The organism is Pseudomonas sp. MHK4, assembly GCF_054600775.1.
Window position 1 is genome coordinate 332,327 of the sequence record NZ_BAAIAK010000002.1, and the last position, 23,764, is coordinate 356,090.

Here is a 23,764-nt window from a genome sequence, read left to right on the forward strand (position 1 = left end):
AATGAGAGAAGGACATTTCATCGGTTTGAATGACCGAACCACCTGTGGCGGCACAGTTCTCGATGGTGACACCCGGATCATGATGTATGGCGTTGCCCACGCCTGCGATGGTGATCGAGTCACCTGTGGAAAGGACAGAAAGACGTATCGGATCGTCGGGGGCATCTCGTACATGACCAGTCATGGAAGGCCCATGGCTGGCACGCTGGATAGCTACAGCAACTGCCCTTGTAAAGCCGGTCTGATCCCCTCGGTGCTCACGGCAACTTACACGAAAGCGGACGCTTCAGCGCCGGTGTCCAGAAGAGCGGCTGAGCCGATCACTCCAACTGCTAGCACTCAGCCAGCAGTGCCACGTCAATCCGGTTTCACCCCTTCAAGTCATCCTGCTCCAGCTGCATTCAACAGAACAGACCTACCGGAACCGGGCTTCTACGTTGTCCCCCACAGCATGACCCGCGAACAACTGGAGGCCGCGCTTTTCCCCTCGCGCCAACACGCCAACATGAGCAAGTTCCAGGCGCTCAACCCTGATCGAGGCGACCTCAAGGCCGGTTCGATGATCGTGCTGAGCGACCCGAACAACACTTCCTGCACCTATCAGGAAGTCCAGTTGATGCAGACCGCGCAACAGGTCAAGGCAGCCCTCGACCCGCTGACGTCCGAAGAAGCCGAGTTCATGTTTCGCCACGGCGCGGAAATCGCCAGTTTTACTGGTCAGACTTCGACCTGGCTCGGCGTCAGCGCCGCGGTGATGGAAAAGCACCTGATCCGATTGCGCGATACCCTCCAAGAGATAGAGCGCCTGCATCAGGAAACCTATCGACAGCATGGCAACCTGAGATCGAAGCCGTTTGTTGCCGAGCGCCAGCGCCTACTCGCCCAGTTGGACGCCCACCTGCTGAACTCCACGCGCCTTCGTGGTGTGACCACCTTGGGTGATCACCCCAAATTGAAGACCGCCCTCGGCATTTCCAGTCGTAGCCTGGTGCACCACTGGGACAAGGCTGGGGCGCCGGGGCAGATACCGGGTTATGCGACCCATGTGAATGCGGTCAGTCGGGCTGCCAAGTATATGAGTACCGGTGGTTTCATTGGTATAGGGATTGGTGGGGTTTCTTCGCTGTTGGCTATTCAGGAGGTTTGTGTTGGTGATTCTGGAACGGCTTGCGAGAAGGTTAAGTTTACTGAAGGGGGTAAGTTTGCGGGCTCGGCAGGTTTAGGGTATTTGGGAGGAGAGTTGGCATATATGGCCAGCCCCTATATCTGCGCAGCGCTGGGGGCTACTACAGGTATAGGTGGTGTTGTTTGTGTCGCAGCCGTAGTTGGGGTTGGCGCATTGGGGGGCACGACTGCTGGCGGTATAGGAGGTGAGCTAGCAGGGGAAATACTCTATGAGAAAAATTGGCCATGACCTCCGAAGAATTTTGGGGGTCTTGGCTAGCTTTTTGGCTTGTGGCTGGCCCAATCCTCCTGAGTTACGTGAGCTTCTTTTACAGTCTGTACTTGAGTCGCTGTTACCTGAAGCGCTTTGTTGAGGCCTTGAGCGGTAGTCGCGATATCGTTATTAGCGCTGCAGGATTGATGCAAAGCGGATGGCTGAGTCGGATTATGTTAGTTGCAAAGATCACCTTTGTGGTGATGTGGCCTGGGCCGAGACTTCGTGCAGGGGATCTTGATCCTGATGATTTCCGTAACTTTCCTTTGAGCTTGAGGCGACTACTAAAAGCGAAGGCCATTCTGACGTGCGTCATTGTGGTTTGGGGAGCGATTGCGTTCGCACTAATGAAGCTTAGGTAATTTAATACTTGGCCGTCCTATGCTGGAATCGGCCCAGGTAAATTCCAGTAAAAATCTGACGTGTCCCAAGGGAGATCTGTTCGCCAAGCCAAAAAGATCAGACATGAAAACGGCACCAGAAGGTGCCGTTTTCATTTGTATATGATCCCTGAAAGGCGCCAAAGCATGAATGCAGGCCGTTCCCCCAAGCCAGTCATGGGTGGCTTATATCGTTTTAATCTTTCCACTTGAAATTTAAGAATTATCTCGAATTCAATAGAAAGTTCATTTCGGAATAAAAAATAAAAACCATCAGTAAAAATAAGAGGTTGTTGGCCAATTCGGCTGGAGCGCTTTACATGGATCCAATCCGCAGGCCGGTAGATATTTGACGTCATTTAAATGTTCAATACATTTGCTTGACACCCCAAAGCACTGATTCTAGTGTCGGCCATGTCGCCGCCCGCTCTGCCTCGGGCAAAACGAACGTCATGCTTCACAGCAACTCTCCAAAAAGACGGGAATCCCATTCCCGCTCACATCACAATAAAAATCATATCAATCAGCGTCGGCTTAATTGCCGTCCAGAGATCAATTGCGTTTTGCTCACCCTGCCAAAAGTATTTTCGCGGTCACGGCTCGCTATTGCCTGGCTGATATGCGGTTGGTCTATCGGGAGAGTCGAACATGGCGGAAGAACGATCGAAGTTGTTGTCGCTGTTACCGCGCCTGGTGGGGTTGGGAGTGCTGGGGTTTGTTGTCTGGCTGTTGCTGTCGACCTTGCTCATGCCACTTGTGTCGGCCTCTGCCACCCGGGCGATTCTGAATGCGCCGGTTATTTTGCTGACCACACCGATCGATGGGGTGGTGAGTTCCCTGGCGGTCAAGCCCGGTGTGACGTTCACCCAGGGCCAGAAGATTGCCGTGGTGGAAAACCCGCGGGCGAACCAGGAGACCTTGCTGACCCTGCAAACTCGGCGTCTGACGTTGGAGCAGCAGTTGTCGTCTTCGGTCAGCCAGGCCGAGCACGATCAGCGCTATTACGAGGAGCTGGAGAAAACCAGCCAGCAATACCAGGCCGCCTTCCATACCCGCCAGCTCTACACGCAAAAAGCCCTGAAAGCCGAGAACAGTGCCGCCAGCGCGCGGTTGATCGATGCCCAGGAAACGGTCGAGCGCAATCTCGAGTTGTTCGTCCAGGGGGCGGTCAGTGGGGCGGTGGTGGCTTCGTCGAAAGCCCAGCTGGCGTCGTTGCAAGGCGCGGCCGAGTCGGTGCGTTCGCAGTTGCGGATCACCGATGGTGACGTCAGTGCCGCCAACAAGCGGGTCTACCTCGATCCCGATCAGCTGCGCATGTTCGATCTCAGCGCGCAGATGACCACCCTGAAACTCAGCCTGGAGAATCAGGCGCGTAACCGTGCGACCTATCAGCAGGAGCTCGCCAATCTCAATCAATTGATCGACACCGAACAGAACCGGATCAAGTTGATGGCGGGCTACGACGTCGTGGCTTATTCGCCGGGGACCGTCCAGGAACTGCTGGCGCCCCAGGGCACGCTGGTGCAGGCCGGCTCGACCCTGCTGCGCGCCACCGACTGCGCGCAGAGCTACGTGATCGCGGTGTTTCCCGAGCGCATGGCCAGCAAGATCGACCGCGACAGCGTGCTCACCGTGAAAATCCGCGGCCTCGACCAGCCGCTCAAGGCCAGTGTGGTGCAGTTGCTGTCCAGCGCTTCGGACATCCGCGCCAGTACCTACAGCGTGCCGTTTCCTTATGCCGAGCAAAATTCGGTGTACGTGGTCGGCACTTTTGCCGCTGACCTCACGGACAGCCAGCGCGCCATGACCTGCAACCCGGGGTTGTGGGCCAGTGCCGAGGTGTCGCGGCCATGAGCATTTTATTGCGAGCGATGGTGGGACTGATGTTGATGACCGGTGCGGCAAGCGGATGGTCCGCGCAAGCCCGACCGCAACTGGCGGCCATGACCTGCGCCGCGCTGGATCAGGCCGTGACTTCACAGCCGGCGGGCCCAGTGCTGGTGGCCAGTTACCCGCCGCTGGATGGCCAGCCTGCGCCGATTTTGGCGTTGCGCGGCGTGGCGTTCACCTACGACAACGCACTGGCGAGCATTGCCCTGTTTGCCTGCGGCAAGGCCGAGCCGGCGCGGCGGATCGCCGATGCATTGGCGTTCGCCACACTGCACGATCCGGAGTACCAGGACGGACGCCTGCGCAACGCCTACGCCGCCGGCCCGGTGGCGGCGCCGTCGATGAAGTTGCCGGGCTACTGGAGTGTCGAGCGCAACGCCTGGAATCAGGACGCCTATCAAGTCAGCAGCGCCACCGGCAATCAGGCCTGGGCGGCACTGGCCCTGTTGGAGGCCTATCGACAGAGCGGCGAGGCGTCATACCTTGAAGCCGCGCGCAAAGCTTTGAAATGGTCGCAACAAAACACCTACGACGGGCAATCGCCCGCCGGCTTCAGTGGTGGCTACTACGGGTACTTTGAAAAACAGGTCCAGCAGAACTGGAAATCCACCGAGCACAACGTCGACCTCGCTGCGGCGTGGTCGGCACTCGATGCGGTGGCGCCGAATCAGGAGGCGGCAAAACAGGCGCGGATTGCCCGGCAGTTTGTCTCGAGCCAATGGGATGCCCGGGAAGGGCGCTTTCTAATAGGCACCGGCGCGGATGGCCAGACCTCGGACCGCGTGCGCTCGGGGCTGGATGCGCAGATCTGGCCCTTGATCGCCCTGCATGAGCCGCCCAAGGACTGGCGGCGAGTCTTCGCCTTCATCGACCAGGCTCACCGTGCCGGCGCAGGTTACGGTTTCAACCGCGACCCCGATGGTCTGTGGACCGAAGGCACCGCCCAGGCCGCTGCGGTGGCGCGCTTGAGCGGCCTGAGTGAGAAAGCCCAGCCGCTGTGGAGCGTGCTGCTGGCCCAGCAGGCCGGCAACGGTTGGCTGTTCGCCACACCGCAAGCGCGCATCAGTACCGGGCTGGCCATAGGCCCGGACTCGGTCAGCAACGATTTTTTCTATTACCACCTGCCTCACTTGGGCGCCACGGCGTGGGCGGCGATTGCCGCCACCGGCGTCAATCCCTTTACCGGTTCGCAAGAGGCTGACTGACATGCAGGCACTGGACTCGCTGCAACTGCTGCAAATCAATTTCTGGACCTTGGCGGCGGTGATTCTGTTCACCTGCCTGACCCACCGTGATCAATGGGCCGCGCGGGTCGGTTTCGGTGCCATCACGGCATTTTTGCTGATCAATTATGCGGCCTGGCGGATTCGCGACACCTTGCCCGACGGTCATTCCGGATTCGCCACGGTCTGGGCCTACACCTTCCTGTTCTTCGAGATGCTGGCGATTGGTTACACGCTGTTTTCCATCGTCGTGATGCTCTGTCGCACCGATCACCACAAAGCGGCCGATGTCGGCGAGCGACGCCTGCGCCAGCAAGGCAGCGCGGTGCCGGCGGTGGACATCTTCATCGCCACCTACAACGAGGGCCTGGAAATCCTCGAAAAAACCATTATCGCCGCCCAGGCCATCGACTACCCGAACTTCACCATCTGGGTCCTCGACGACACCCGGCGAGACTGGCTGCGCGACTACTGCGCCGAGATGGGCGTGCAGTACGCGCGGCGCCCCGACAACTCCCACGCCAAGGCCGGCAACCTGAACAACGGCCTGCGGCAGTCGGCGGCCCTCAGCAACGCGCCGTACATCCTGGTGCTCGATGCCGACTTTGCACCGCAGCAGCCGATCCTCTTGCGCACCCTGGGGCTGTTCGACGACCCCAGGGTCGGCCTGGTGCAGACGCCGCAGTTCTACTACAACCCCGATCCGATCCAGCACAACCTCGGCACGTCGGCCTGCTGGGTGGATGAGCAGCGGGTGTTCTTCGATGTGTTCCAGCCGGCGAAGGATGGTTGGGATGCGGCGTTTTGCGTGGGTACGTCCTTCGTGGTGCGGCGCGATTTGATTACCGAAGTCGGCGGTTTTCCTACAGGGTCGGTCTGCGAAGATATCTACACGACCTACCGCTTGCTGCAAAAAGGCTACGTCACCCGCTGGTTGAATGAGCGTCTGTCCATTGGCTTGTCTGCCGAAGGTTTGACCGAATACATCAATCAGCGCGGGCGCTGGTGCCTGGGCACGATCCAGGTGGCGTTGCTCAAGGAAGGGCCGTTGCGCGGCAGCGGCTACACGCTCAATGACCGGTTGCACTATGTCCATGGGCTGATGCACTGGTTTTCCAAACCCTTCATTTTGATGATGCTGGTGTCACCGGTGCTGTACTGGTACTTCGGCATCGCCGGGTTCTACGCCAATCCGGTGGATTTCCTCGCGTTCGGCATGCCGGCACTGATTGCGTTCTGGGGCTACGGGACCTGGGTGACGGACCGGCGAACCTTGCCGATCTTTACCGAGGTCACGCAGATTGTTGCCTCCCTGGCGGTCACGGCCACCATCGCCAGCGCCATGATTCGTCCCTTCGGCAGGCCGTTCAAAGTCACCGCCAAGGGCCTGGACCGGACGAAAACCATGGTCCACTGGAAGCTGTTCGGCTTCTTCCTGGCCTTGACCCTGCTGTCCCAGTTCGGCGCCTACATCGCCATTAGCACCGCCGCTGCGTTCGACGGAAACATGCTGTTCAATCTGTGCTGGACGGTGGTCGCGCTGGTGTACAACCTGGCGACCCTGGTGGCCTGTGTCGACCGGCCGCGGTTGCATGGCGAAGAGCGGTTTCCGTTCGAAAAGCCCACCGGTTTTCGCTTCGGCGGCAAGGTCCTGCCGGGGCGCCTGGTGGATATTTCCCTCAGCGGTGCGTCGCTCAACTGTGCTTTCGCGTCCTCGATCAAGCCGGGGCTGTGCGGGCAGTTGTGGGTCGACAAGCTGGGTTGGATTGATGTCGAAGTCATGCGCAATCACGGCGAGGACCAGTTGGGCTTGAGGTTTGCCGACCTCGACGAAGGACTTCGGCGGCAACTGATTGCCCGGCTGTTCAGCGACGCCACCATCAACGTGGTCAGTAAAGCGCAACCGGCGCAGGCCTTCGGCACTCTGCTGCAGCGCTCGTTGATCGGCGAAAAACGCCTGGCGCCGCGTCCCGCCAAGCCGGTCAAGGCGCCGACCTACGTCCCTGCACCAAGGTGGCGGCCAATCAGTGTGCGTTCGCGCAAACAGGCGCTGCCGCACATCAGTGTCGGGCGGTCGGGCCTGTGGTCGTTGCTTCTTTCCCCCTTGCGAGCTTTGCTCGGCCAACGTTTTTAGGTGCGCGCCATGAACAGTTGCTTGCCCACTTCATGTTTCATGACATTGTTTTTGCTCAGCGGTTGTTCGCTGGAACCGACCTACGAGAAACCCGACGCACCGATCGACCAGCAATGGCCGGCCAATACCGCCGGTGAATGTTGCAACGGCAAGCAGGCGTTCGATAAGGACTGGCGCGGGTTTGTGGTCGACGAGCGCCTGCGCCAGTTGATCGACATGGCCCTGGCCAACAATCGCAGCCTGCGCCAGTTCGCGGCCAGTGTCGAAGAGGCGCGGGCGGGATATGACAGTGCGCGCTCGGGGCTTTTTCCTACGATCGGCATCGACACTTACGCCGGTCGCAGTAAATTGCCGCCGCTGGTGCGCACACCCGGCGGCGGCGATACCGCTGGCAGCATTGCCAACACCTATCAGGCAACGGCGGGTTTCACCTCCTACGAGTTGGACCTGTTCGGGCGTATCCGCAGCCAGCGCAATGCCGCCGGGGCGCGCTTCGAAGCGTCCGAGGCGGATTACCAGACGGCGCGGCTGGCGCTGATCGGCGAGGTCGCCAGCACCTGGTTGAGCCTCAAGGCCAACCAGCATTTGCTCGACCTTGCGCAGAACACCTGGCAATCCCAGGACCGCTACGGGCAGTTGCTGCGCAAGAGCTATAACCTCGGTTCCAGTGCGCGGATCGATGTGCATCAGGCGGATGCGCAAACCAACACGGCGGCGGTGCAGGTCAATACCTATCGCATGCAAGTGGCGCAGGACAGCAATGCGCTGCGGGTTTTGGTGGGGCAACCGGTGCCGGTGGGGTTGCTGCCGACCGGAGCGCTGGGGGAGCAGATGGCGACGCTGGACGTGCCGGCAGGTTTGCCTTCGGCGCTGGTCGAGCGGCGGCCCGATATCATGTCTGCCGAGGCGCAGCTGCGTGCCGCCAACGCGGATATCGGCGCGGCACGCACGGCCTACTTCCCGACCTTTTCCCTGACCTCGGCATTGGGCAGCCTGACCGGGGAATTTTCCCAATTGCTCACGGGTCCAGCGGAATTCTGGTCGGTGGCGCTGGCCGGGTCGCTGCCCTTGCTCGACGGCGGCGCGCGGCGGGCCCAGGTCGATGCCAGTCATGCCCGGTTCGCCGGCCAGGCGGCGGCCTATGAAGCCACGGTGCAGAACGCTTTTCGGGAAGCGGCCGATGCCCTGAATGCCCGACAGGAGATGCTCACCCAGGTCGAGTACCAGAAAAAACTGGTGGGGGACTATCAGGAAGCCTACCGGCAGTCTCGCCTGCGTTTCGAGTCGGGGCTGGACAGCTATTTTTCCACCATGGATGCGCAGCGGTCGTTGTTCGATGCGCAGCAGAAATGGGCGCAGCTGGAGTTGGCGCGGGAGATCAATCAGGTCACGTTGTACAAGGCGCTGGGGGGAGGGTGGAGCCAATCCTTGAAGATGGCGGAACGTTGAATCACGCAATATCATTCACACCACAAATCCACTGTGGGAGCGGGCTTGCTCGCGAATGGGGAGTGTCAGGCAACATCATTAGTGACTGATGGTCCGCCTTCGCGAGCAAGCCCGCTCCCTCAGTTCTATCGCATAATGGCTCACTTGGCGTTGTGTCAGGACGTGCTGTGGGGAGTGGAGGGATTTGTTGAACAGGTGGCAGGCCGTTGTGTTTGTGTTGATGGGCACCTTGTCCGCCTGCGGCAATGGCGAATCCATGGAAAGCTTCGGCGGCCCGACCATGGGCAGCACCTGGTCGATCAAGTACGTGCGCCGCCCCGGTGTTCCCGCCCAGGCAGAAGTCCGGGTTCAGGTGGAAAAGATCCTGGCTGAAGTCGACCGGCAAATGTCGACCTACCGTAGCGACTCGGACATCGAACGCTTCAACGCCTTGCCCGCCAATCACTGTCAGGTCATGCCCGCGCCGATCCTCGAATTGGTCCGCGTCGGCGAGCTGTTGTCAGTGCAAAGCGCAGGTGCCTTCGATTTGACGGTGGAGCCGCTGCTCAACCTCTGGGGTTTTGGCCCGCAGGCCCGTGAAGAAAAAATCCCCACGGCCCAAGCGCTGGCCGAGGCGCGCCGACGTGTCGGTCACCAGCATCTGCGCATCGACGGTGACCAGCTGTGCAAGGACGCCGCCGTCGAAGTCGACTTCAACAGCATCGCGGCCGGTTATGCGGTGGACAGGATTGCCGCGCAGCTCGAAGCCATGGGCATCCACGACTACCTCGCCGAAGCCACCGGCGAACTCAAGGCGGCCGGAAAAAAACTGGACGGCACACCCTGGCGCATCGCCCTGGAAGAACCCCGGGACGATCAACAAGTGACCGAGCGCATCATCGCCGTCGACGGCTTTGGCCTGTCCACGTCCGGCGACTACCGACATTATTTCGTACAGGGTGGCCAGCGCTTTTCCCACACTCTCGATGCCCGCACCGGTACACCGGTCTCACACAACCTGGCGTCGGTCACGGTCATTCATCCTTCAGCCTTGATGGCCGATGGCTTATCGACGCTGTTGCTGATCCTCGGCCCGGAGCAGGGCTGGGCCTACGCGGAACAACACGACATCGGCGCATTTTTTGTGATGCGGGCCGATACAGGTTTCGTCACACGCAGCAGTCACGCTTTTGCACGCCTGAGTGGCGAAAAAGCCGAATGATTGCGGCGATTCGGGCATCGAAACCTGGCGATGTAGTGCAGGCAAAACTAGCCTACGACGCGACCAAGGGTTAATGTGCGCGGCGTTGACGCTTCTATAGACTGTGTCCGGGTTCTGCATGGGCCCCAAATTGTTCCTTCATGCCACAGATTGGCGTGATTTAGCCGCAGGTGCCGCTGGCGCCACGGCCTGTTCTGAGGAGTACGCATGGCTGTCTACAACTACGACGTGGTGGTGTTGGGTTCCGGCCCGGCGGGGGAAGGCGCGGCAATGAACGCCGCCAAGGCAGGGCGCAAGGTGGCGATGGTCGATAGCCGTCGCCAGGTCGGCGGCAACTGCACTCACTTGGGCACCATCCCGTCCAAGGCACTGCGTCACTCGGTCCGGCAGATCATGCAGTTCAACACCAACCCGATGTTCCGGGCCATTGGTGAGCCGCGCTGGTTCTCGTTCCCGGACGTATTGAAAAGCGCCGAAAAAGTGATCTCCAAGCAAGTCGCCTCGCGCACCGGCTACTACGCCCGTAACCGTGTCGATGTGTTCTTCGGTACCGGCAGCTTCGCCGACGAGCAAACCATCGAAGTGGTCTGCGCCAATGGCGTGGTGGAAAAACTGGTGGCCAAGCACATCATCATCGCCACCGGCTCGCGCCCTTATCGTCCGGCCGACATCGATTTCCATCACCCGCGTATCTACGATAGCGACACCATCCTCAGCCTCGGCCACACCCCGCGTAAACTCATCGTTTACGGCGCCGGCGTGATCGGTTGCGAATACGCCTCGATCTTCAGCGGCCTGGGGGTGTTGGTCGAGCTGGTGGACAACCGCGGCCAGTTGCTGAGCTTCCTCGACTCGGAAATTTCCCAGGCGTTGAGCTATCACTTCAGCAACAACAACATCACCGTTCGCCACAACGAAGAATATGACCGCGTCGAAGGCGTGGACAACGGCGTGATCCTGCACCTCAAGTCCGGCAAGAAGATCAAGGCCGACGCCTTGCTCTGGTGCAACGGCCGCACCGGCAACACCGACCAGTTGGGCCTGGAAAACATCGGCGTGAAGGTCAACAGTCGTGGCCAGATCGAAGTCGACGAGAACTACCGTACGGGCATCCAGAATATCTACGGCGCCGGCGACGTGATCGGCTGGCCGAGCCTGGCCAGTGCCGCCCACGACCAGGGCCGTTCGGCCGCTGGCAGCATTGTCGACAACGGCAGCTGGCGCTTTGTGAATGACGTGCCGACCGGGATCTACACCATTCCGGAGATCAGCTCGATCGGCAAGAACGAGCAGGAGCTGACCCAGGCCAAGGTGCCGTACGAAGTGGGCAAGGCGTTCTTCAAGAGCATGGCCCGGGCGCAGATCGCCGGCGAGCCGCAAGGCATGCTGAAGATCCTGTTCCACCGTGAAACCCTGGAAGTGCTGGGCGTTCACTGCTTCGGCTACCAGGCGTCCGAGATCGTGCATATCGGCCAGGCGATCATGAACCAGCCGGGCGAGTTGAACACATTGAAGTACTTCGTCAACACCACGTTCAACTACCCGACCATGGCCGAAGCCTATCGGGTCGCCGCGTACGACGGCCTCAACCGGCTTTTTTGAGCGGCTCCGGCCGGTGGCCTGAGCCGGCCGGGGAGACCGATTTCAGCAATTCTCGAGCGTGGCAGTGGCCAAACCGGGAAAGTCTGTAATCAGGCTGTCAACGCCGAAATCAGCGAGCCTGCGCATCAGCGCGGGTTCGTTGACTGTCCACACCGACACATGCAGCCCCTGGCGCTGCGCCTTCTGCAGACGTTCCGGCGTACACAGGGTCCAGTTCAGCGCCAGAATCTCGCAGCCGTAGCCTTGCGCGACCTTCAGCGGGTCGAGCCAGGCGTATTCGGCCACCAGGCCGCGGGACACGTCCGGCACCAGGTCCAGCGCCGCTTTTAATACTTCCCGCGAGCTCGAGGTGATGGTGATCCTGTCCAGCAGGCCATGGCGTTGGGCCATTTCGCGAATCGCCAGCACGGTCGTCGCGGCGCGGGTGCGTGAAGCGCTCTTGACCTCCAGTTGCCAGTGCTCGAAGTCGCATTTTTCGAACAGCTCTTCGAGGGTCGGGATCGGGCACGGCTTGATCCAGCCCGGACCACCCTTGCGCGCGTCGTAGGTCACCAGGTCCGCTGCGGTGTGCTCGACCACCTTGCCGCGCCGGTCGGTGGTGCGCTTGAGCGTCGGATCGTGGATGACCATCAACTCGCCGTCCATGGACAGGTGCAGGTCCAGTTCACAACGGCGCACGCCGTGCTTGAGACATTCCTGGAAGCTGGTCAGGGTGTTTTCCGGTGCTTCGCCCTTGGCGCCGCGGTGGCCGTAGATGAGGGTCACGATTATTCCTTTATTTAAATGCCTGATTCGTTCAGTTCGCGGGCCAGGCGTCGTTCCTGGGCCTGCTTTTGCAAGATGTAGCGCGCCAACAGTTGCCGCTGGGCATCGGTCAGGTGTTCGAACTCGGTGCCGACGTCAAAGCCCTCGCCCTTGCGGTCGCAGTGGGTGACCCGCGCGCGCAGCAACAGGCCCAGGGCCTGGGGCATCAGCACCAGCTTGACCGACAGGCGCGAGCCGGCGGCGATGGGGGAAGGGTTCTGGAAGTCGATGCCGCCTTCGGAGATGATCACCGGCTGCGGGTCGCCGATCTGCCCGAGCACGGTGATGGCGATCACCTGGCTGAGCAGATCGATGCGCTTGTTCTGGGATTTGAGGAACGCCGCGAGGTTGCGGTCGCGCTCGCTGATCTGGCGCAGCAGGTGCTGCGACTCGAATTCGCTCAGGTGCAATTCGCTGAGCAGATTGAACAGCGGGGACGCATCCTGCAACACTTCCTGCCCGGCGGCTTCCAGGGCAGACAGGGGCCGAATTTCCAGTGCGATCATGTCCTCGATACGGTAGTATTCGCGGCGATCTTCTTCATCTAATGTCGACATGGCGAACCCATGGTAGCGGCGGTGGTCTGAGTGTAAAGCTGGTTATCGACCCCCGCCACAAGGACGTTCCTTTTCCCTCCGAACAAGCCCCGACATGTTCAGACCTCTCTTCGTATTTATCGGCACGCGTTATACCCGTGCAAAGCGTCGCAATCATTTTGTGTCATTCATTTCCCTGACCTCCATGATCGGACTCGCCCTTGGCGTGGTCGTGATGATCGTGGTGCTGTCGGTCATGAACGGCTTCGATCATGAGATGCGCACCCGCGTGCTGGGCATGGTGCCCCACGCAACTATTGAATCCGGCGAGCCGCTCAGCGATTGGCAAGGCCTGGCCGCCAAGGTCAAGCAGAACCCGCAGGTGGCGGCCGTGGCGCCGTTCACGCAGATGCAGGGTTTGCTGACCAACAACGGCAAGGTCAACAAGGTCCTGCTCAATGCCATTGACCCGGCGCAGGAACGCCAGGTGTCGATCATCGACAACTTCATGACCCAGGGCAAACTCGACGACCTGGCACCGGGCGAGTTCGGCATCGTCATCGGCGACAAGGCGGCGACCAAGCTCGGCGCGGCCATCGGCGACAAGCTGACGTTTGTCGCACCGGAGGTCACCGTGACCCCCGCCGGGATGTTCCCGCGCATGAAGCGCTTCACCGTGGTCGGCATCTTCCATGTCGGCGCCGGCGAGCTCGATGGTTACCTGGGCATCACCAATCTTCAGGACCTGGCGCGCCTGCATCGCTGGAAACCCGATCAGGTCCAGGGCCTGCGGCTGAAGTTCGACGACCTGTTCCAGGCGCCACGCACGGCGTGGAGCATCGCCCGCGAGCTGGGTGAAGACCGTTTCTACGCCCGCGACTGGACCCGTACGCACGGCAACCTGTACCAGGCGATCCGCATGGAAAAGGCCATGATCGGCCTGTTATTGCTGCTGATCGTCGCGGTCGCTGCGTTCAACATCATTTCCACGCTGGTGATGGTAGTGAACGACAAGAAGAGCGATATCGCGATATTGCGTACCCTCGGCGCCACGCCGGGCACGATCATGCGCACGTTCATGGTGCAAGGCACGGTGATTGGCGTGGTCGGCACGGCCATCGGCGCGGTGGTGGGGATTTTCGCCGCGCTCAACGTCAGCGCCGCGATCTCGGCGCTTGAAGGCCTGATCGGCCACAAGTTCCTGAATGCCGACGTGTATTTCATCGATTACCTGCCGTCGCAGGTGCAGAGCCAGGACGTTGTGATGGTCTGCTGCGCGGCGTTGGTCCTGAGTTTCCTCGCCACCCTGTATCCCGCCTGGCGTGCCGCGCGCACCCAGCCGGCGGAGGCGCTACGTTATGAGTGAGTCGGGCATGAGTGATAAAGCAATCTTGAGCTGCCGCAGCCTGGGCAAATCCTACGAGGAAGGCCCGGAGTCGGTGGAAGTATTGGCGGGCCTGCAACTGGAGTTGCACCCGGGCGAGCGTGTGGCGATTGTCGGCAAGTCGGGCTCGGGCAAGAGCACCTTGCTCAACCTGCTGGGCGGCCTCGATACGCCGACCAAGGGCAGCGTCTGGCTCGACGGCGAAGAGCTGTCGGCGCTGAGTGAAAAGAAACGCGGGCTGCTGCGTAACCGCGCCCTGGGCTTCGTGTACCAGTTTCACCACCTGCTGCCGGAATTCACCGCCCTGGAAAACGTCTGCATGCCGCTGCTGATCGGCAAGACGGCGATCCCCGAAGCGCGTCAACGGGCCACCGCGTTGCTGACGCGCGTAGGGCTGGGTCATCGCCTGGAGCACAAGCCGGCGGAATTGTCCGGTGGCGAGCGCCAGCGTGTGGCCATCGCCCGCGCCCTGGTGAACAATCCGGGCCTGGTGATGCTCGACGAGCCGACCGGCAACCTCGACTCCCACACCGCCCAGGGCATCCAGGACCTGATGCTGGAACTCAGCACCTCGATGCGCACGGCGTTCCTGGTGGTGACCCACGACATGAACCTGGCTCGCCAGATGGACCGCGTCCTGCATTTGCAGGAAGGTTGCCTGACGCCTATCTGACCGCTTGCCACCCGACGGTCTGAAAAGCCCGTCGGGTCTTTTATTTTCATACGGTGTCCCAGCGAATGTTCAGACCGTTATCGATCTTTATCGGCACGCGCTATACCCGCGCCAAGCGCCGCAATCGCTTTGTTTCCTTCATCTCGATGACCTCGATGATCGGCCTCGCCCTGGGCGTGCTCGCGATGATCGTGGTGCTGTCGGTGATGAACGGCTTCCAGCGCGAAATGAGCTCACGCATCCTCGGCATGGTCCCGCACGCGACCATCGTCGGAGTCAATCCCATCGATGACTGGCAGCCCGTTGCGGCGGCCGCGATGAAAAACCCGCAAGTCACGGCCGCCGTGCCGTTCACCGAGATGGAAGGCATGCTGTCCTACAAGGGCTCGATGCAGCCGATCCAGGTCAGTGGTGTCGATCCGGCGCTGGAAGGCAAGGTGTCGATTGTCGCCCAGCATATTGTCCAGGGGCGCCTGGATGCCTTGAAGCCGGGCGAATTCGGCGTGGTGATCGGCGAGATCACGGCGCGGCGGTTTCGCCTGAATGTCGGTGACAAGATCACCCTGATCGTGCCGGAAGTCAGCAACGCACCTGGCGGGATCACCCCGCGCATGCAACGTCTGAACGTGGTCGGGGTGTTCAAGGTCGGTGCCGAGCTGGACGGTTCGATGGCGCTGATCCACATGGCCGATGCCGCGCAGATGCAGCATTGGGCGCCGAACCAGGTGCAAAGCGTGCGCCTGGCGGTGAAGGACCTGTACGCCGCGCCGCAAGTGTCGAGCGACATCGCCAGTGGCTTGGGCAGCGCCTACAAGGCGGACGACTGGACCCACACCCAGGGCAGCCTGTTCAGTGCGATGAAGATGGAAAAAACCATGATTGGCCTGTTGTTGCTGATGATTGTCGCGGTGGCGGCGTTCAACATCATCGCCACCTTGATCATGGTGGTGAACGACAAGGGCGCGGACATCGCGATCCTGCGCACCATCGGCGCCACGCCACGGCAGATCATGGCGATCTTCATGGTCCAGGGCACCGTGATCGGCATCGTCGGCACCTTGATCGGCGGCGTGCTCGGCGTGATTGCTGCGTTGAACGTCAGCGCAATGGTGGGTTGGGTAGAGCGAGTCAGCGGGCAGCACATCTTCAGTTCCGATGTGTATTTCGTCAGCAATTTGCCGTCTGAATTGCAGGGCGCAGACGTCGCGCTGATCTGCACGGCGGGGTTTGTCATGAGCTTTTTGGCCACGGTTTACCCGGCGTGGCGTGCGGCGAAGATCGAGCCGGCTCACGCGTTGCGTTATTCGTAAACCGTTACACCGCTGGACCCTGTAGGAGCTGGCTTGCCAGCGAAGGCGGCCTTGAATCTTGCATCGATTTCGAGGGCCTCTTCGCTGGCAAGCCAGCTCCTACAAGGGATCAGGTCAGTTCCCCCTTGGTAGTTCGATCACAAACCTGGTCCATCCCTTTTCTGATTCACACCGAATCTGCCCACCATGGGCACGGATGATCGACTGGGTGATCGCCAATCCCAACCCCGCATGCTCACTGCTGCCCTCATGGCGCGCCGGGTCGGCCCGGTAGAATCGGTCAAACAACCTCGGCAGCAAATCAGCTGAAATCCCGTCCCCGCTGTTTTCCACCGTCAGCCCCAAGCCCTCGGGCCGATCGACAATCCGCACCCGAACCTCACCCCCAGCCGGGGTAAACCGCAGCGCATTGTCCAGCAAATTGGACAGCGCCCGGCGAAACATGCTGCGATCGCCTTGCAGGTGGGCATGGCCGTCACACTTGAGGGTCACCTGCGCGTCCTCGGCCAGGGGCGCAAAAAACTCCAGCAACACGTCCACTTCCTCCGCCAGCTCAAGCGGTTCGCGCTTGGGCATCAACAAGCCGTGGTCGGCCTTGGCCAGGTACAGCATGTCGTTGACCAGTTGCGCCATCCACTGCAACTCCTCAAGGTTGCTGTGCAGCGCCTCGCGGTAATCCTCGAGGGGGCGCTCACGGGTGAGGGTGACCTGGGTGTGGGTCAGCAGGTTCGACAGCGGCGTGCGCAGCTCATGGGCAATGTCGGCGGAGAAGGCCGAGAGCCGCTGGAAGGAGTCGTCGAGGCGCCCGAGCATGGCGTTGAAGTGGTGGGCCATTTCTGCAAGCTCCGGCGGCATGGTTTCTTCCGGCAGGCGTGCGTTGAGCGATTGCGCCGAGACCCCGCGAGCGACCGCGCTCATGCGGCGCAGCGGCCGCAACCCGCTGCGTGCGGCCCAGGCACCGAGCAGGGCCGTGGCCAGGGCGGACAGGCCGACGGTGAGCCAGATCAGGTGTTGCATGCGTTGCAGGAAATGCTGGTGATGGGTGATGTCCAGCAGCAGGGTCAGCTGCGGCGAATCGGCCTGGTCGGGATACAGCGGCGCGTTCAGCACGCGATAGTCGGTGCCGTCGTGGCTCACCGTGGACAAGCCGGGCTGGCGCGGCAAGGTCGGCGGCAGGCGCGGGGAGCTGTCATACCAGCGGCGGCCATCGCTGCCACTGATACGCAGGGACAGATCGGCCTGGCGGCTCAATTCGTCGGCCAGCCGGGCATCACGTTCGCTTGACTGGATATCCGGCAATGCCCTGCGTAATCCAACAAGCTTGGCATCCAGCAACTGTTGATCGAGCTCGATGAAGTGCGCCTCGCTGGCGCGGCTGAACAGCACCCCGGCGAACAGCGAAACCACGGCGGTGCACGCGGCGAACAGCAATGCCAGGCGAGCGCTCAAGGACAGCCGGCGCATCAGCTCTGGCGCTCTTCAAGCACGTAGCCCATGCCGCGCACGGTGTGGATCAGTTTGTTCGGGAACTCGTCGTCGATCTTCAGGCGCAAGCGGCGGATCGCGACTTCGATGACGTTGGTGTCGCTGTCGAAATTCATGTCCCAGACCTGGGAGGCGATCAGCGATTTGGGCAGCACTTCGCCCTGGCGGCGCAAGAGCATTTCCAGCAGAGCGAACTCCTTGGCGGTCAGGTCGATGCGCTGGCCGCTGCGCTCGACCCGGCGGCGGATCAGGTCCAGGCGCAGGTCGGCCAGTTGCAGGCAGGTTTCCTGGGGCGTGCTGCTGCCACGGCGCAACAGGCTGCGGACCCGGGCGAGCAATTCGGAGAAGGCGAACGGCTTGACCAGGTAATCGTCGGCGCCCAGTTCCAGGCCGTGTACCCGGTCTTCCACGGCATCCCGGGCGGTCAGGAACAGCACCGGCGTGTCGAGGCCGGCACTGCGCACCGCTTGCAGGATCTGCCAGCCATCGCGCCCGGGCAACATCACATCGAGAATCAGCAGGGCATAGTCGCCGCTCAGCGCCAGTTGCTGGCCGGTGCTGCCGTCGGCCACCAGTTCCGTGGTGAACCCGGCCTCGGTCAGGCCCTGGCGCAGGTAATGGCCGGTTTTCGGTTGGTCTTCGACGATCAGCAATTTCATGGGCGACTCGGGCTAAATGGAACGACAGCGTTATACCTTGGGCGACGACGCTGCGGGCCTTGCTGACAAAGTTGTAATCTGGCTGTCAGGTAACGGGCAGCGGTGGCAGTTTAGAGTTTTCCACAGGCTGAACCTTAATCTTGTTGGAGTACGTCGATGTTTCTGCGCAAATCCGTGTTGCTGGCCAGCTGTCTCTTGGCGCTGAGTTCGCCGGTGTGGGCGTCGCCTGCGCAAACCTATGATTTCGGTCAACCGGCACCGGCCGCCAAGGCGACCCGCAGCGTCGAGGTGGTCATGGCTGACATGACGTTCACTCCCAAGGCGATCGAGATCAAGGCCGGAGAAACGGTGCGATTCGTGCTGGTGAATAAAGGCCAGTTGCTGCACGAGTTCAACCTGGGTGATGTGGCGATGCATGCCCGGCATCAGCAGGAAATGTTACAGATGCAGGAAAACGGCATGCTCACGCCTACCGGCATGAAGGAAATGGACCACAGCGCAATGGCCGGAATGGGGCATGCCATGCAGCACGACGACCCCAACAGCGTGCTGGTGGCGCCTGGCAAAACCGCCGAGCTGACCTGGACGTTCACCAAGGCCACCAAGCTCGAATTCGCCTGCAACATCCCCGGTCATTACCAGGCTGGCATGGTGGGCAAATTGACTGTCAGTCAGTAAGCACTCAAAGGCTGCGGCAAAGGCTGGTAGAATCCGCTGATTCTTCAGTCAGGTTTCCGCCATGCATCCCGCAGCCGAACACTCGCCGCTGGGCAAATCCAGCGAATACATCGCCACTTACACGCCGTCCCTGCTGTTCCCGATCCCGCGCACCGCGAAATGGGCCGAGCTGGGCCTGACGGCTCAGACCCTGCCATACAAGGGCGTGGATTTCTGGAACTGCTTCGAACTGTCGTGGTTGTTGCCGTCGGGCAAGCCGGTGGTGGCGATCGGCGAATTCAGCATCCCGGCGGATTCGCCGAACATCATCGAATCCAAGTCGTTCAAGCTCTACCTCAATTCCTTGAACCAGACGCCGTTTGCCGACACCGCGAGCCTAGAAGCGACCCTGGCCAAGGACCTGTCGGCCGCCGCCGGCAAGCCCGTGGGCGTGCGCATCCGCAGCCTGAAAGAGGTCGAGGCCGAAGGTGTGGTGGCATTGCCGGGTGTGTGCATCGACGACCTGGACATCAGCGTCAGCAACTACGAGCACCCGCGCCCGGAACTGCTGCGTTGCGATGACTCGCGCATTGTCGAGGAGAGCGTGCACAGCCACTTGCTCAAATCCAATTGCCCGGTCACCAGCCAGCCGGACTGGGGCAGCGTGGCAGTGGAATACCGTGGCGCGGCGCTCGATCACGCGAGCCTGCTGGAATACATCGTCAGCTTCCGCCAACACTCGGACTTCCATGAACAGTGCGTGGAGCGGATTTTCCTCGATCTGCAGCGGTTGTTGAAGCCTGCGAAATTGACGGTCTACGCGCGTTATGTGCGGCGGGGTGGGTTGGATATCAACCCGTATCGCAGTACTGAAGAAGTACAACTGCCGAACCATCGCCTGGTTCGTCAGTAGGAGCGAGCTTGCTCGCGATGGAGGTCAACGATGACGCGGGAAGCCTGACTCCCCGCGGCGCTCTCTGGTTTTACGCGAGCAAGCTCGCTCCTACATTTATCCGGGGGGTTAGATCCCCATGCTGTGCAGGGCCGTGCCAATCCGGCGCAGGGCGTCGGCGAGGGTCGGGTGTTCGAGTTCGAAGCGTTCGACGGCCAGGTTGACGTTATCGGCGAGGTTGACGTCCTGGGTCTTGGTTTCGAGCTCCAGCTCAAATTCGATCTGTTGCATCAGCTTGTGCAGGTCTTCGCGCTCGACTTCGGTCAGCGGAGGATTCTTTTCCAATTGCTCGCGCAGGGCATTGAGCTGTTCTTGCAGTTCGCGGGCAGACATGGCGTTCTTCCTTTTATCGATAGGCACTGGCATAGACCGCGACGGCGCGCCAAGGTCTACGGCTTACCTTTAGATTAATCCACTCGCGCGTTCCCTGCATGCCTTCATGGGTGTGAGTCCGCTGTCAGGGCTTTTCGCCCTTGAGCCGACGCAGGCTGATGTCTGCCAGGCAGGTGTCGAGTTCACCGAGGTGATCGATCACCGAGTGCACGCCCAGGCCGAACAGCTGCACCGTGGCCTTGCTGCGCTTGATGTCGCGTTCCTGAGCGGACAATGCCTGCCATTGCTCTGGCGACAGCCCGCAGAGGGAGCCGCAGGAGGCCAGGCCGATGGTCCATAACCCGGCATTGAGAGCCGATTGCAGCAGGCGGGGTTCGCCGCTGACCAGCACACAGCCATCCAGGCGTTCGATGTCCAGGGCCATCAGGGCTTGCCAGCACGCATCCGGTGCCGGCCAAGGTTTTGTTTCGATATGTTGCGAAGGCTTGATCCATGGCGGCAGGCCGATAGCCAGTGCCTGGCTCATGGCGTGGGGCAACTCATCGAGCCAGGCACAGGGGATCTGCTGGCGCTGCAAGCCGTGCAGACTGTCCAGGGCGCCTGGAGTGGCCTCGGCGTGAGCGGTGTCAGGGCTACCCTGAAGGCGCGTACAGGCACCGAAATCCACCAGGCAACCACTCAGGCCGAACAGCACGGCAGTCAGGTTCGGCGCGGTTTGCGGGGTGATTTCGGCGTGCGGCATGTCAACGTCCCTGAAATAGCCTCAAGGCTAAAGGGCGACGGTGACAGTTGAGTGACACTGCTGTGAATTGCTCGGCCTGCACAGTGGGACGGGCCCAATACTGCCTAAAGTGGCCGAACCGTCTTATACTGACGCTCTTTGCGCCGGGCCAAGCGCCCTGCGACGGTACAGTCCAAGGAGTTTTTCTATGCGCTGGAGCAATCCTCTCGCTCGGCTTTGTGTGTGCGCCAGTGCGCTGCTGGTTCCGTTTGCCGCCCAGGCCGCCTCGGAAGATGATCCTTGGGAAGGCGTCAACCGGCCGATCTTCCAGTTCAACGATTTCGTTGACACCTATGCCTTGAAACCTCTGGCCCAGGGCTATCAGTTCGTGACGCCACAGTTTCTCGAAGATGGCATCCACAACATGTTCCGCAACGTCGGCGATGTGACCAACCTCGCCAACAATATCCTGCAGGTCAAACCTCACGCGGCGGGCGTCGACACGGCGCGCCTGCTTTTCAACACCACCTTCGGCTTGCTGGGCTTCTTCGACGTGGGTACCCAGATGGGCCTGCACCGCAATGACGAAGACTTCGGCCAGACCCTCGGTTACTGGGGCGTCGGCAGCGGGCCGTACGTGATGCTGCCGCTCCTGGGGCCAAGCACACTGCGTGACGCGCCGTCCAAGTTCGTCGATGGCTACACCGGTCCTTACCCGTACATCCACGATGTGCCGGTGCGTAACTCGATTTTCGGCCTGAACATCGTCGATACCCGGGCGAGCCTGCTGTCCTCCGAGAAGCTGATCACCGGCGACAAGTACACCTTCATCCGCAACGCCTATCTGCAGAACCGTGAATTCAAGGTCAAAGACGGCCAGGTTGAAGACGATTTCTGATCCCGACCAGTAAAACAAGGCGGCCTCGAGCCGCCTTGTTCGTTTTTATTGCCCTGCGCGACCTTACATTGGGTTTCGGTTTTTCAGGTTCTTATAACTCCCGGTGATTTGAAAAGTGTCGGCGCCAAGCGACCATCGGTGTGAGCTTGAAACGCCTCGCGGATGGGAGTACCGTCTGCGCCTTAGAAGGGCACCTCTGGTGTACACGTGGATCGGGTAAACGCTCGAAAACAGTGCAGCAGAGAGGCTAGAAAGCGAATCCAGTAGTCAGAGCCGGGCCAAAACCCGAGCCGCTACGCCAACCTAATTCTGGCGCCGTTTGCCCACATGCCAAAAACCAGTGCCACGCTGCTGATAATCGATGATGACGAAGTAGTGCGCGCGAGCCTCGCGGCCTATTTGGAAGACAGTGGTTTCAGCGTCTTGCAGGCCAGCAATGGCCAGCAGGGTCTTCAGGTATTCGAGCAAGACAAGCCCGACTTGGTCATCTGCGATCTGCGCATGCCACAGATGGGCGGACTCGAACTCATCCGCCAGGTCACCGAGCTGTCACCGCAAACGCCGGTGATCGTGGTGTCGGGTGCCGGCGTCATGAACGACGCGGTCGAGGCCTTGCGCCTGGGCGCGGCGGATTACCTGATCAAGCCTCTCGAAGATCTGGCCGTGCTCGAGCACTCGGTGCGTCGGGCCCTGGATCGCGCACGCCTGCTGGTGGAAAACCAGCGCTACCGCGAGAAGCTGGAAAAGGCCAACCGCGAGCTCGCCGCCAGCCTGAACCTGCTCCAGGAAGACCAGAACGCCGGTCGCCAGGTGCAGATGAACATGCTGCCGGTCAGCCCCTGGACCATCGACGACTTCAAGTTTGCCCACCAGATCATCCCGTCGCTGTACCTGTCGGGTGATTTTGTCGACTATTTCCGGGTCGACGAGCGCCGGGTGGCGTTCTACCTGGCGGATGTTTCCGGGCATGGCGCCTCTTCAGCCTTCGTCACCGTGCTGTTGAAATTCATGACCACGCGCCTGTTGTTCGAGTCCAAGCGCAATGGCACCTTGCCGGAATTCAAGCCGTCCGAAGTGCTTGGGCATATCAACCGGGGCCTGATCAGTTGTAAGCTGGGCAAACACGTCACAATGGTCGGTGGAGTCATCGACGAGGAGACAGGTTTGTTGACCTATAGCATCGGTGGTCATTTGCCGTTGCCTGTGTTGTACACACCCGACAGTGTTCGTTACCTGGAAGGGCGTGGTCTGCCGGTAGGCCTCTTCAATGAAGCCACCTATGAAGATCACGTGCTGGAATTGCCGCAGACCTTCAGCCTGACGCTGATGTCTGATGGCATTCTGGACCTTTTGCCGGAACCCACACTCAAAGAAAAAGAAGCTGCCTTGCCTGAACGGGTCAAGGCGGCGGGCGGCAGCCTGGATGGCCTGCGGCAGGTTTTTGGATTGGCCACGCTAGGGGAGATGCCGGATGATATCGCCCTGTTGGTGTTGAGCAGGAATCTTTGATGAGTACCGGTAGAATCCAGTTCGCCGAGCAGGATGGCACCTTTGTCCTGAAATTCGTCGGTGAAGTTCGCCTGACCCTGTGTTCGGCGTTGGATGCGACTATTGAGCGGATCTTCACCGCGTTGAATTTCAACGCGATCGTGATCGACCTGACCGAAACCCGCAGCATCGACAGCACAACCCTGGGCCTGCTGGCCAAACTGTCGATCCTGTCGCGGCAGAAGGTCGGCCTGCTGCCCACCGTTGTCACCACCCACGAAGACATCACCCGTCTGTTGCAATCGATGGGGTTCGAGCAGGTGTTCAACATCGTCGACCAGCCGGTGCCATGCCCGGAATGCCTGGACGACCTGCCTGATCAGGATCAGTCGGAAGAGGTGGTGCGGATCAAGGTGCTCGAAGCGCACAAGATCCTCATGGGTTTGAACGACTCCAATCGTGAAGCCTTTCATGACCTGGTGAATGCGCTGGAGCGGCATTGATCTAGTCGAGGGATGTTGGCCGCACTGGCCTCATCGCCAGCAGG

At 60.8% G+C, this 23,764-nt stretch carries 21 protein-coding genes and 1 pseudogene; 16 read left to right on the forward strand and 6 right to left on the reverse strand.

Annotated elements, in window-relative coordinates; genetic code table 11:
- Position 1 precedes the first annotated feature (1 nt).
- The 7 genes from ACYP2Q_RS06415 to sthA all read left to right on the forward strand — a co-directional run bounded on the left by ACYP2Q_RS06415 (position 2) and on the right by sthA (position 11,317).
- The gene (locus ACYP2Q_RS06415) at positions 2-1,414 is read left to right on the forward strand and encodes a PAAR domain-containing protein (RefSeq protein WP_459729733.1); all 1,413 of its coding nucleotides are present in this window, start codon (positions 2-4) and stop codon (positions 1,412-1,414) included.
- Positions 1,415-2,466: 1,052 nt separating this feature from the next.
- On the forward strand, positions 2,467-3,672 hold the full coding sequence (locus tag ACYP2Q_RS06420) for an HlyD family efflux transporter periplasmic adaptor subunit (protein ID WP_459729734.1): 1,206 nt from the start codon (positions 2,467-2,469) through the stop codon (positions 3,670-3,672).
- Positions 3,669-4,913 (forward strand): hypothetical protein, encoded by a 1,245-nt coding sequence (locus tag ACYP2Q_RS06425; RefSeq protein WP_459729735.1) that lies wholly within the window; start codon positions 3,669-3,671, stop codon positions 4,911-4,913. Before ACYP2Q_RS06420 ends, ACYP2Q_RS06425 begins: the two co-directional genes overlap by 4 nt.
- A gap of 1 nt (position 4,914) precedes the next feature.
- A complete protein-coding gene (locus ACYP2Q_RS06430; RefSeq protein WP_459729736.1) occupies positions 4,915-7,065 on the forward strand; it encodes a glycosyltransferase family 2 protein in 2,151 nt (716 codons plus the stop codon).
- Between the two features lie 9 nt (positions 7,066-7,074).
- Positions 7,075-8,514, forward strand: coding sequence for an efflux transporter outer membrane subunit (locus tag ACYP2Q_RS06435; RefSeq protein ID WP_459729737.1), 1,440 nt, complete (start codon positions 7,075-7,077; stop codon positions 8,512-8,514).
- A 220-nt stretch (positions 8,515-8,734) separates the two neighbouring features.
- On the forward strand, positions 8,735-9,715 hold the full coding sequence (locus ACYP2Q_RS06440) for an FAD:protein FMN transferase (RefSeq protein WP_459730085.1): 981 nt from the start codon (positions 8,735-8,737) through the stop codon (positions 9,713-9,715).
- A gap of 207 nt (positions 9,716-9,922) precedes the next feature.
- Positions 9,923-11,317, forward strand: coding sequence for a Si-specific NAD(P)(+) transhydrogenase (sthA, locus tag ACYP2Q_RS06445; protein ID WP_020798487.1), 1,395 nt, complete (start codon positions 9,923-9,925; stop codon positions 11,315-11,317).
- 42 nt (positions 11,318-11,359) lie between these two features.
- Here the strand turns inward: sthA and ACYP2Q_RS06450 are convergent, their stop codons facing one another.
- Entirely contained in the window at positions 11,360-12,082 is a 723-nt protein-coding gene (locus tag ACYP2Q_RS06450; protein ID WP_459729738.1) for a glycerophosphodiester phosphodiesterase, read from the reverse strand.
- Between the two features lie 14 nt (positions 12,083-12,096).
- Positions 12,097-12,678, reverse strand: coding sequence for a PilZ domain-containing protein (locus tag ACYP2Q_RS06455; RefSeq protein ID WP_459729739.1), 582 nt, complete (start codon positions 12,676-12,678; stop codon positions 12,097-12,099).
- Positions 12,679-12,772: 94 nt separating this feature from the next.
- Between ACYP2Q_RS06455 and ACYP2Q_RS06460 the strand changes: the two genes are divergently transcribed.
- The 3 genes from ACYP2Q_RS06460 (at position 12,773) to ACYP2Q_RS06470 (ending at position 16,024) form a co-directional block, all read left to right on the forward strand.
- A complete protein-coding gene (locus tag ACYP2Q_RS06460) occupies positions 12,773-14,023 on the forward strand; it encodes a lipoprotein-releasing ABC transporter permease subunit (protein WP_459729740.1) in 1,251 nt (416 codons plus the stop codon).
- Positions 14,024-14,030: 7 nt separating this feature from the next.
- Positions 14,031-14,714 carry a lipoprotein-releasing ABC transporter ATP-binding protein LolD gene (gene lolD / locus ACYP2Q_RS06465; protein ID WP_274077064.1) on the forward strand — a complete coding sequence of 228 codons (684 nt, stop codon included), beginning with the start codon at positions 14,031-14,033 and terminating at the stop codon, positions 14,712-14,714.
- 65 nt (positions 14,715-14,779) lie between these two features.
- A complete protein-coding gene (locus tag ACYP2Q_RS06470) occupies positions 14,780-16,024 on the forward strand; it encodes a lipoprotein-releasing ABC transporter permease subunit (protein WP_459729741.1) in 1,245 nt (414 codons plus the stop codon).
- Positions 16,025-16,138: 114 nt separating this feature from the next.
- On the opposite strand, the gene ACYP2Q_RS06475 is transcribed toward ACYP2Q_RS06470, so the two are convergent.
- Both ACYP2Q_RS06475 and ACYP2Q_RS06480 read right to left on the reverse strand, forming a co-directional pair.
- Complete coding sequence (locus ACYP2Q_RS06475; RefSeq protein ID WP_459729742.1) at positions 16,139-17,488, reverse strand: heavy metal sensor histidine kinase; 1,350 nt, start codon at positions 17,486-17,488, stop codon at positions 16,139-16,141.
- The gene (locus ACYP2Q_RS06480) at positions 17,488-18,168 is read right to left on the reverse strand and encodes a heavy metal response regulator transcription factor (RefSeq protein WP_459729743.1); all 681 of its coding nucleotides are present in this window, start codon (positions 18,166-18,168) and stop codon (positions 17,488-17,490) included. The genes ACYP2Q_RS06475 and ACYP2Q_RS06480 overlap by 1 nt, the downstream gene beginning before the upstream one ends.
- 156 nt (positions 18,169-18,324) lie before the next feature.
- Between ACYP2Q_RS06480 and copI the strand changes: the two genes are divergently transcribed.
- The 3 genes and pseudogenes from copI to ACYP2Q_RS06495 form a co-directional block, all read left to right on the forward strand.
- On the forward strand, positions 18,325-18,846 hold the full coding sequence (gene copI / locus ACYP2Q_RS06485; RefSeq protein WP_459729744.1) for a copper-resistant cuproprotein CopI: 522 nt from the start codon (positions 18,325-18,327) through the stop codon (positions 18,844-18,846).
- 61 nt (positions 18,847-18,907) lie between these two features.
- The gene (gene queF / locus ACYP2Q_RS06490) at positions 18,908-19,738 is read left to right on the forward strand and encodes an NADPH-dependent 7-cyano-7-deazaguanine reductase QueF (RefSeq protein WP_459729745.1); all 831 of its coding nucleotides are present in this window, start codon (positions 18,908-18,910) and stop codon (positions 19,736-19,738) included.
- Between the two features lie 17 nt (positions 19,739-19,755).
- Positions 19,756-19,833: pseudogene (locus ACYP2Q_RS06495) on the forward strand (outer membrane lipoprotein carrier protein LolA); the annotation flags it as partial.
- A gap of 13 nt (positions 19,834-19,846) precedes the next feature.
- Here the strand turns inward: ACYP2Q_RS06495 and ACYP2Q_RS06500 are convergent.
- Positions 19,847-20,110 (reverse strand): DUF4404 family protein, encoded by a 264-nt coding sequence (locus ACYP2Q_RS06500; protein WP_459729746.1) that lies wholly within the window; start codon positions 20,108-20,110, stop codon positions 19,847-19,849.
- 124 nt (positions 20,111-20,234) lie between these two features.
- Positions 20,235-20,852, reverse strand: coding sequence for an HAD family phosphatase (locus ACYP2Q_RS06505; RefSeq protein ID WP_459729747.1), 618 nt, complete (start codon positions 20,850-20,852; stop codon positions 20,235-20,237).
- 187 nt (positions 20,853-21,039) lie between these two features.
- Here ACYP2Q_RS06505 and ACYP2Q_RS06510 point away from each other — a divergent pair, with 187 nt between their 5' ends.
- From ACYP2Q_RS06510 to rssC, 3 genes are all read left to right on the forward strand, one after another.
- A complete protein-coding gene (locus ACYP2Q_RS06510; RefSeq protein WP_459729748.1) occupies positions 21,040-21,729 on the forward strand; it encodes an MlaA family lipoprotein in 690 nt (229 codons plus the stop codon).
- 327 nt (positions 21,730-22,056) lie between these two features.
- Positions 22,057-23,238 carry a two-component system response regulator RssB gene (gene rssB / locus ACYP2Q_RS06515; RefSeq protein ID WP_459729749.1) on the forward strand — a complete coding sequence of 394 codons (1,182 nt, stop codon included), beginning with the start codon at positions 22,057-22,059 and terminating at the stop codon, positions 23,236-23,238.
- Positions 23,238-23,720, forward strand: a complete 483-nt coding sequence (rssC, locus tag ACYP2Q_RS06520; protein WP_274077054.1) for an anti-sigma factor antagonist RssC — start codon at positions 23,238-23,240, stop codon at positions 23,718-23,720. The genes rssB and rssC overlap by 1 nt, the downstream gene beginning before the upstream one ends.
- The last annotated feature ends 44 nt before the right edge of the window (positions 23,721-23,764 follow it).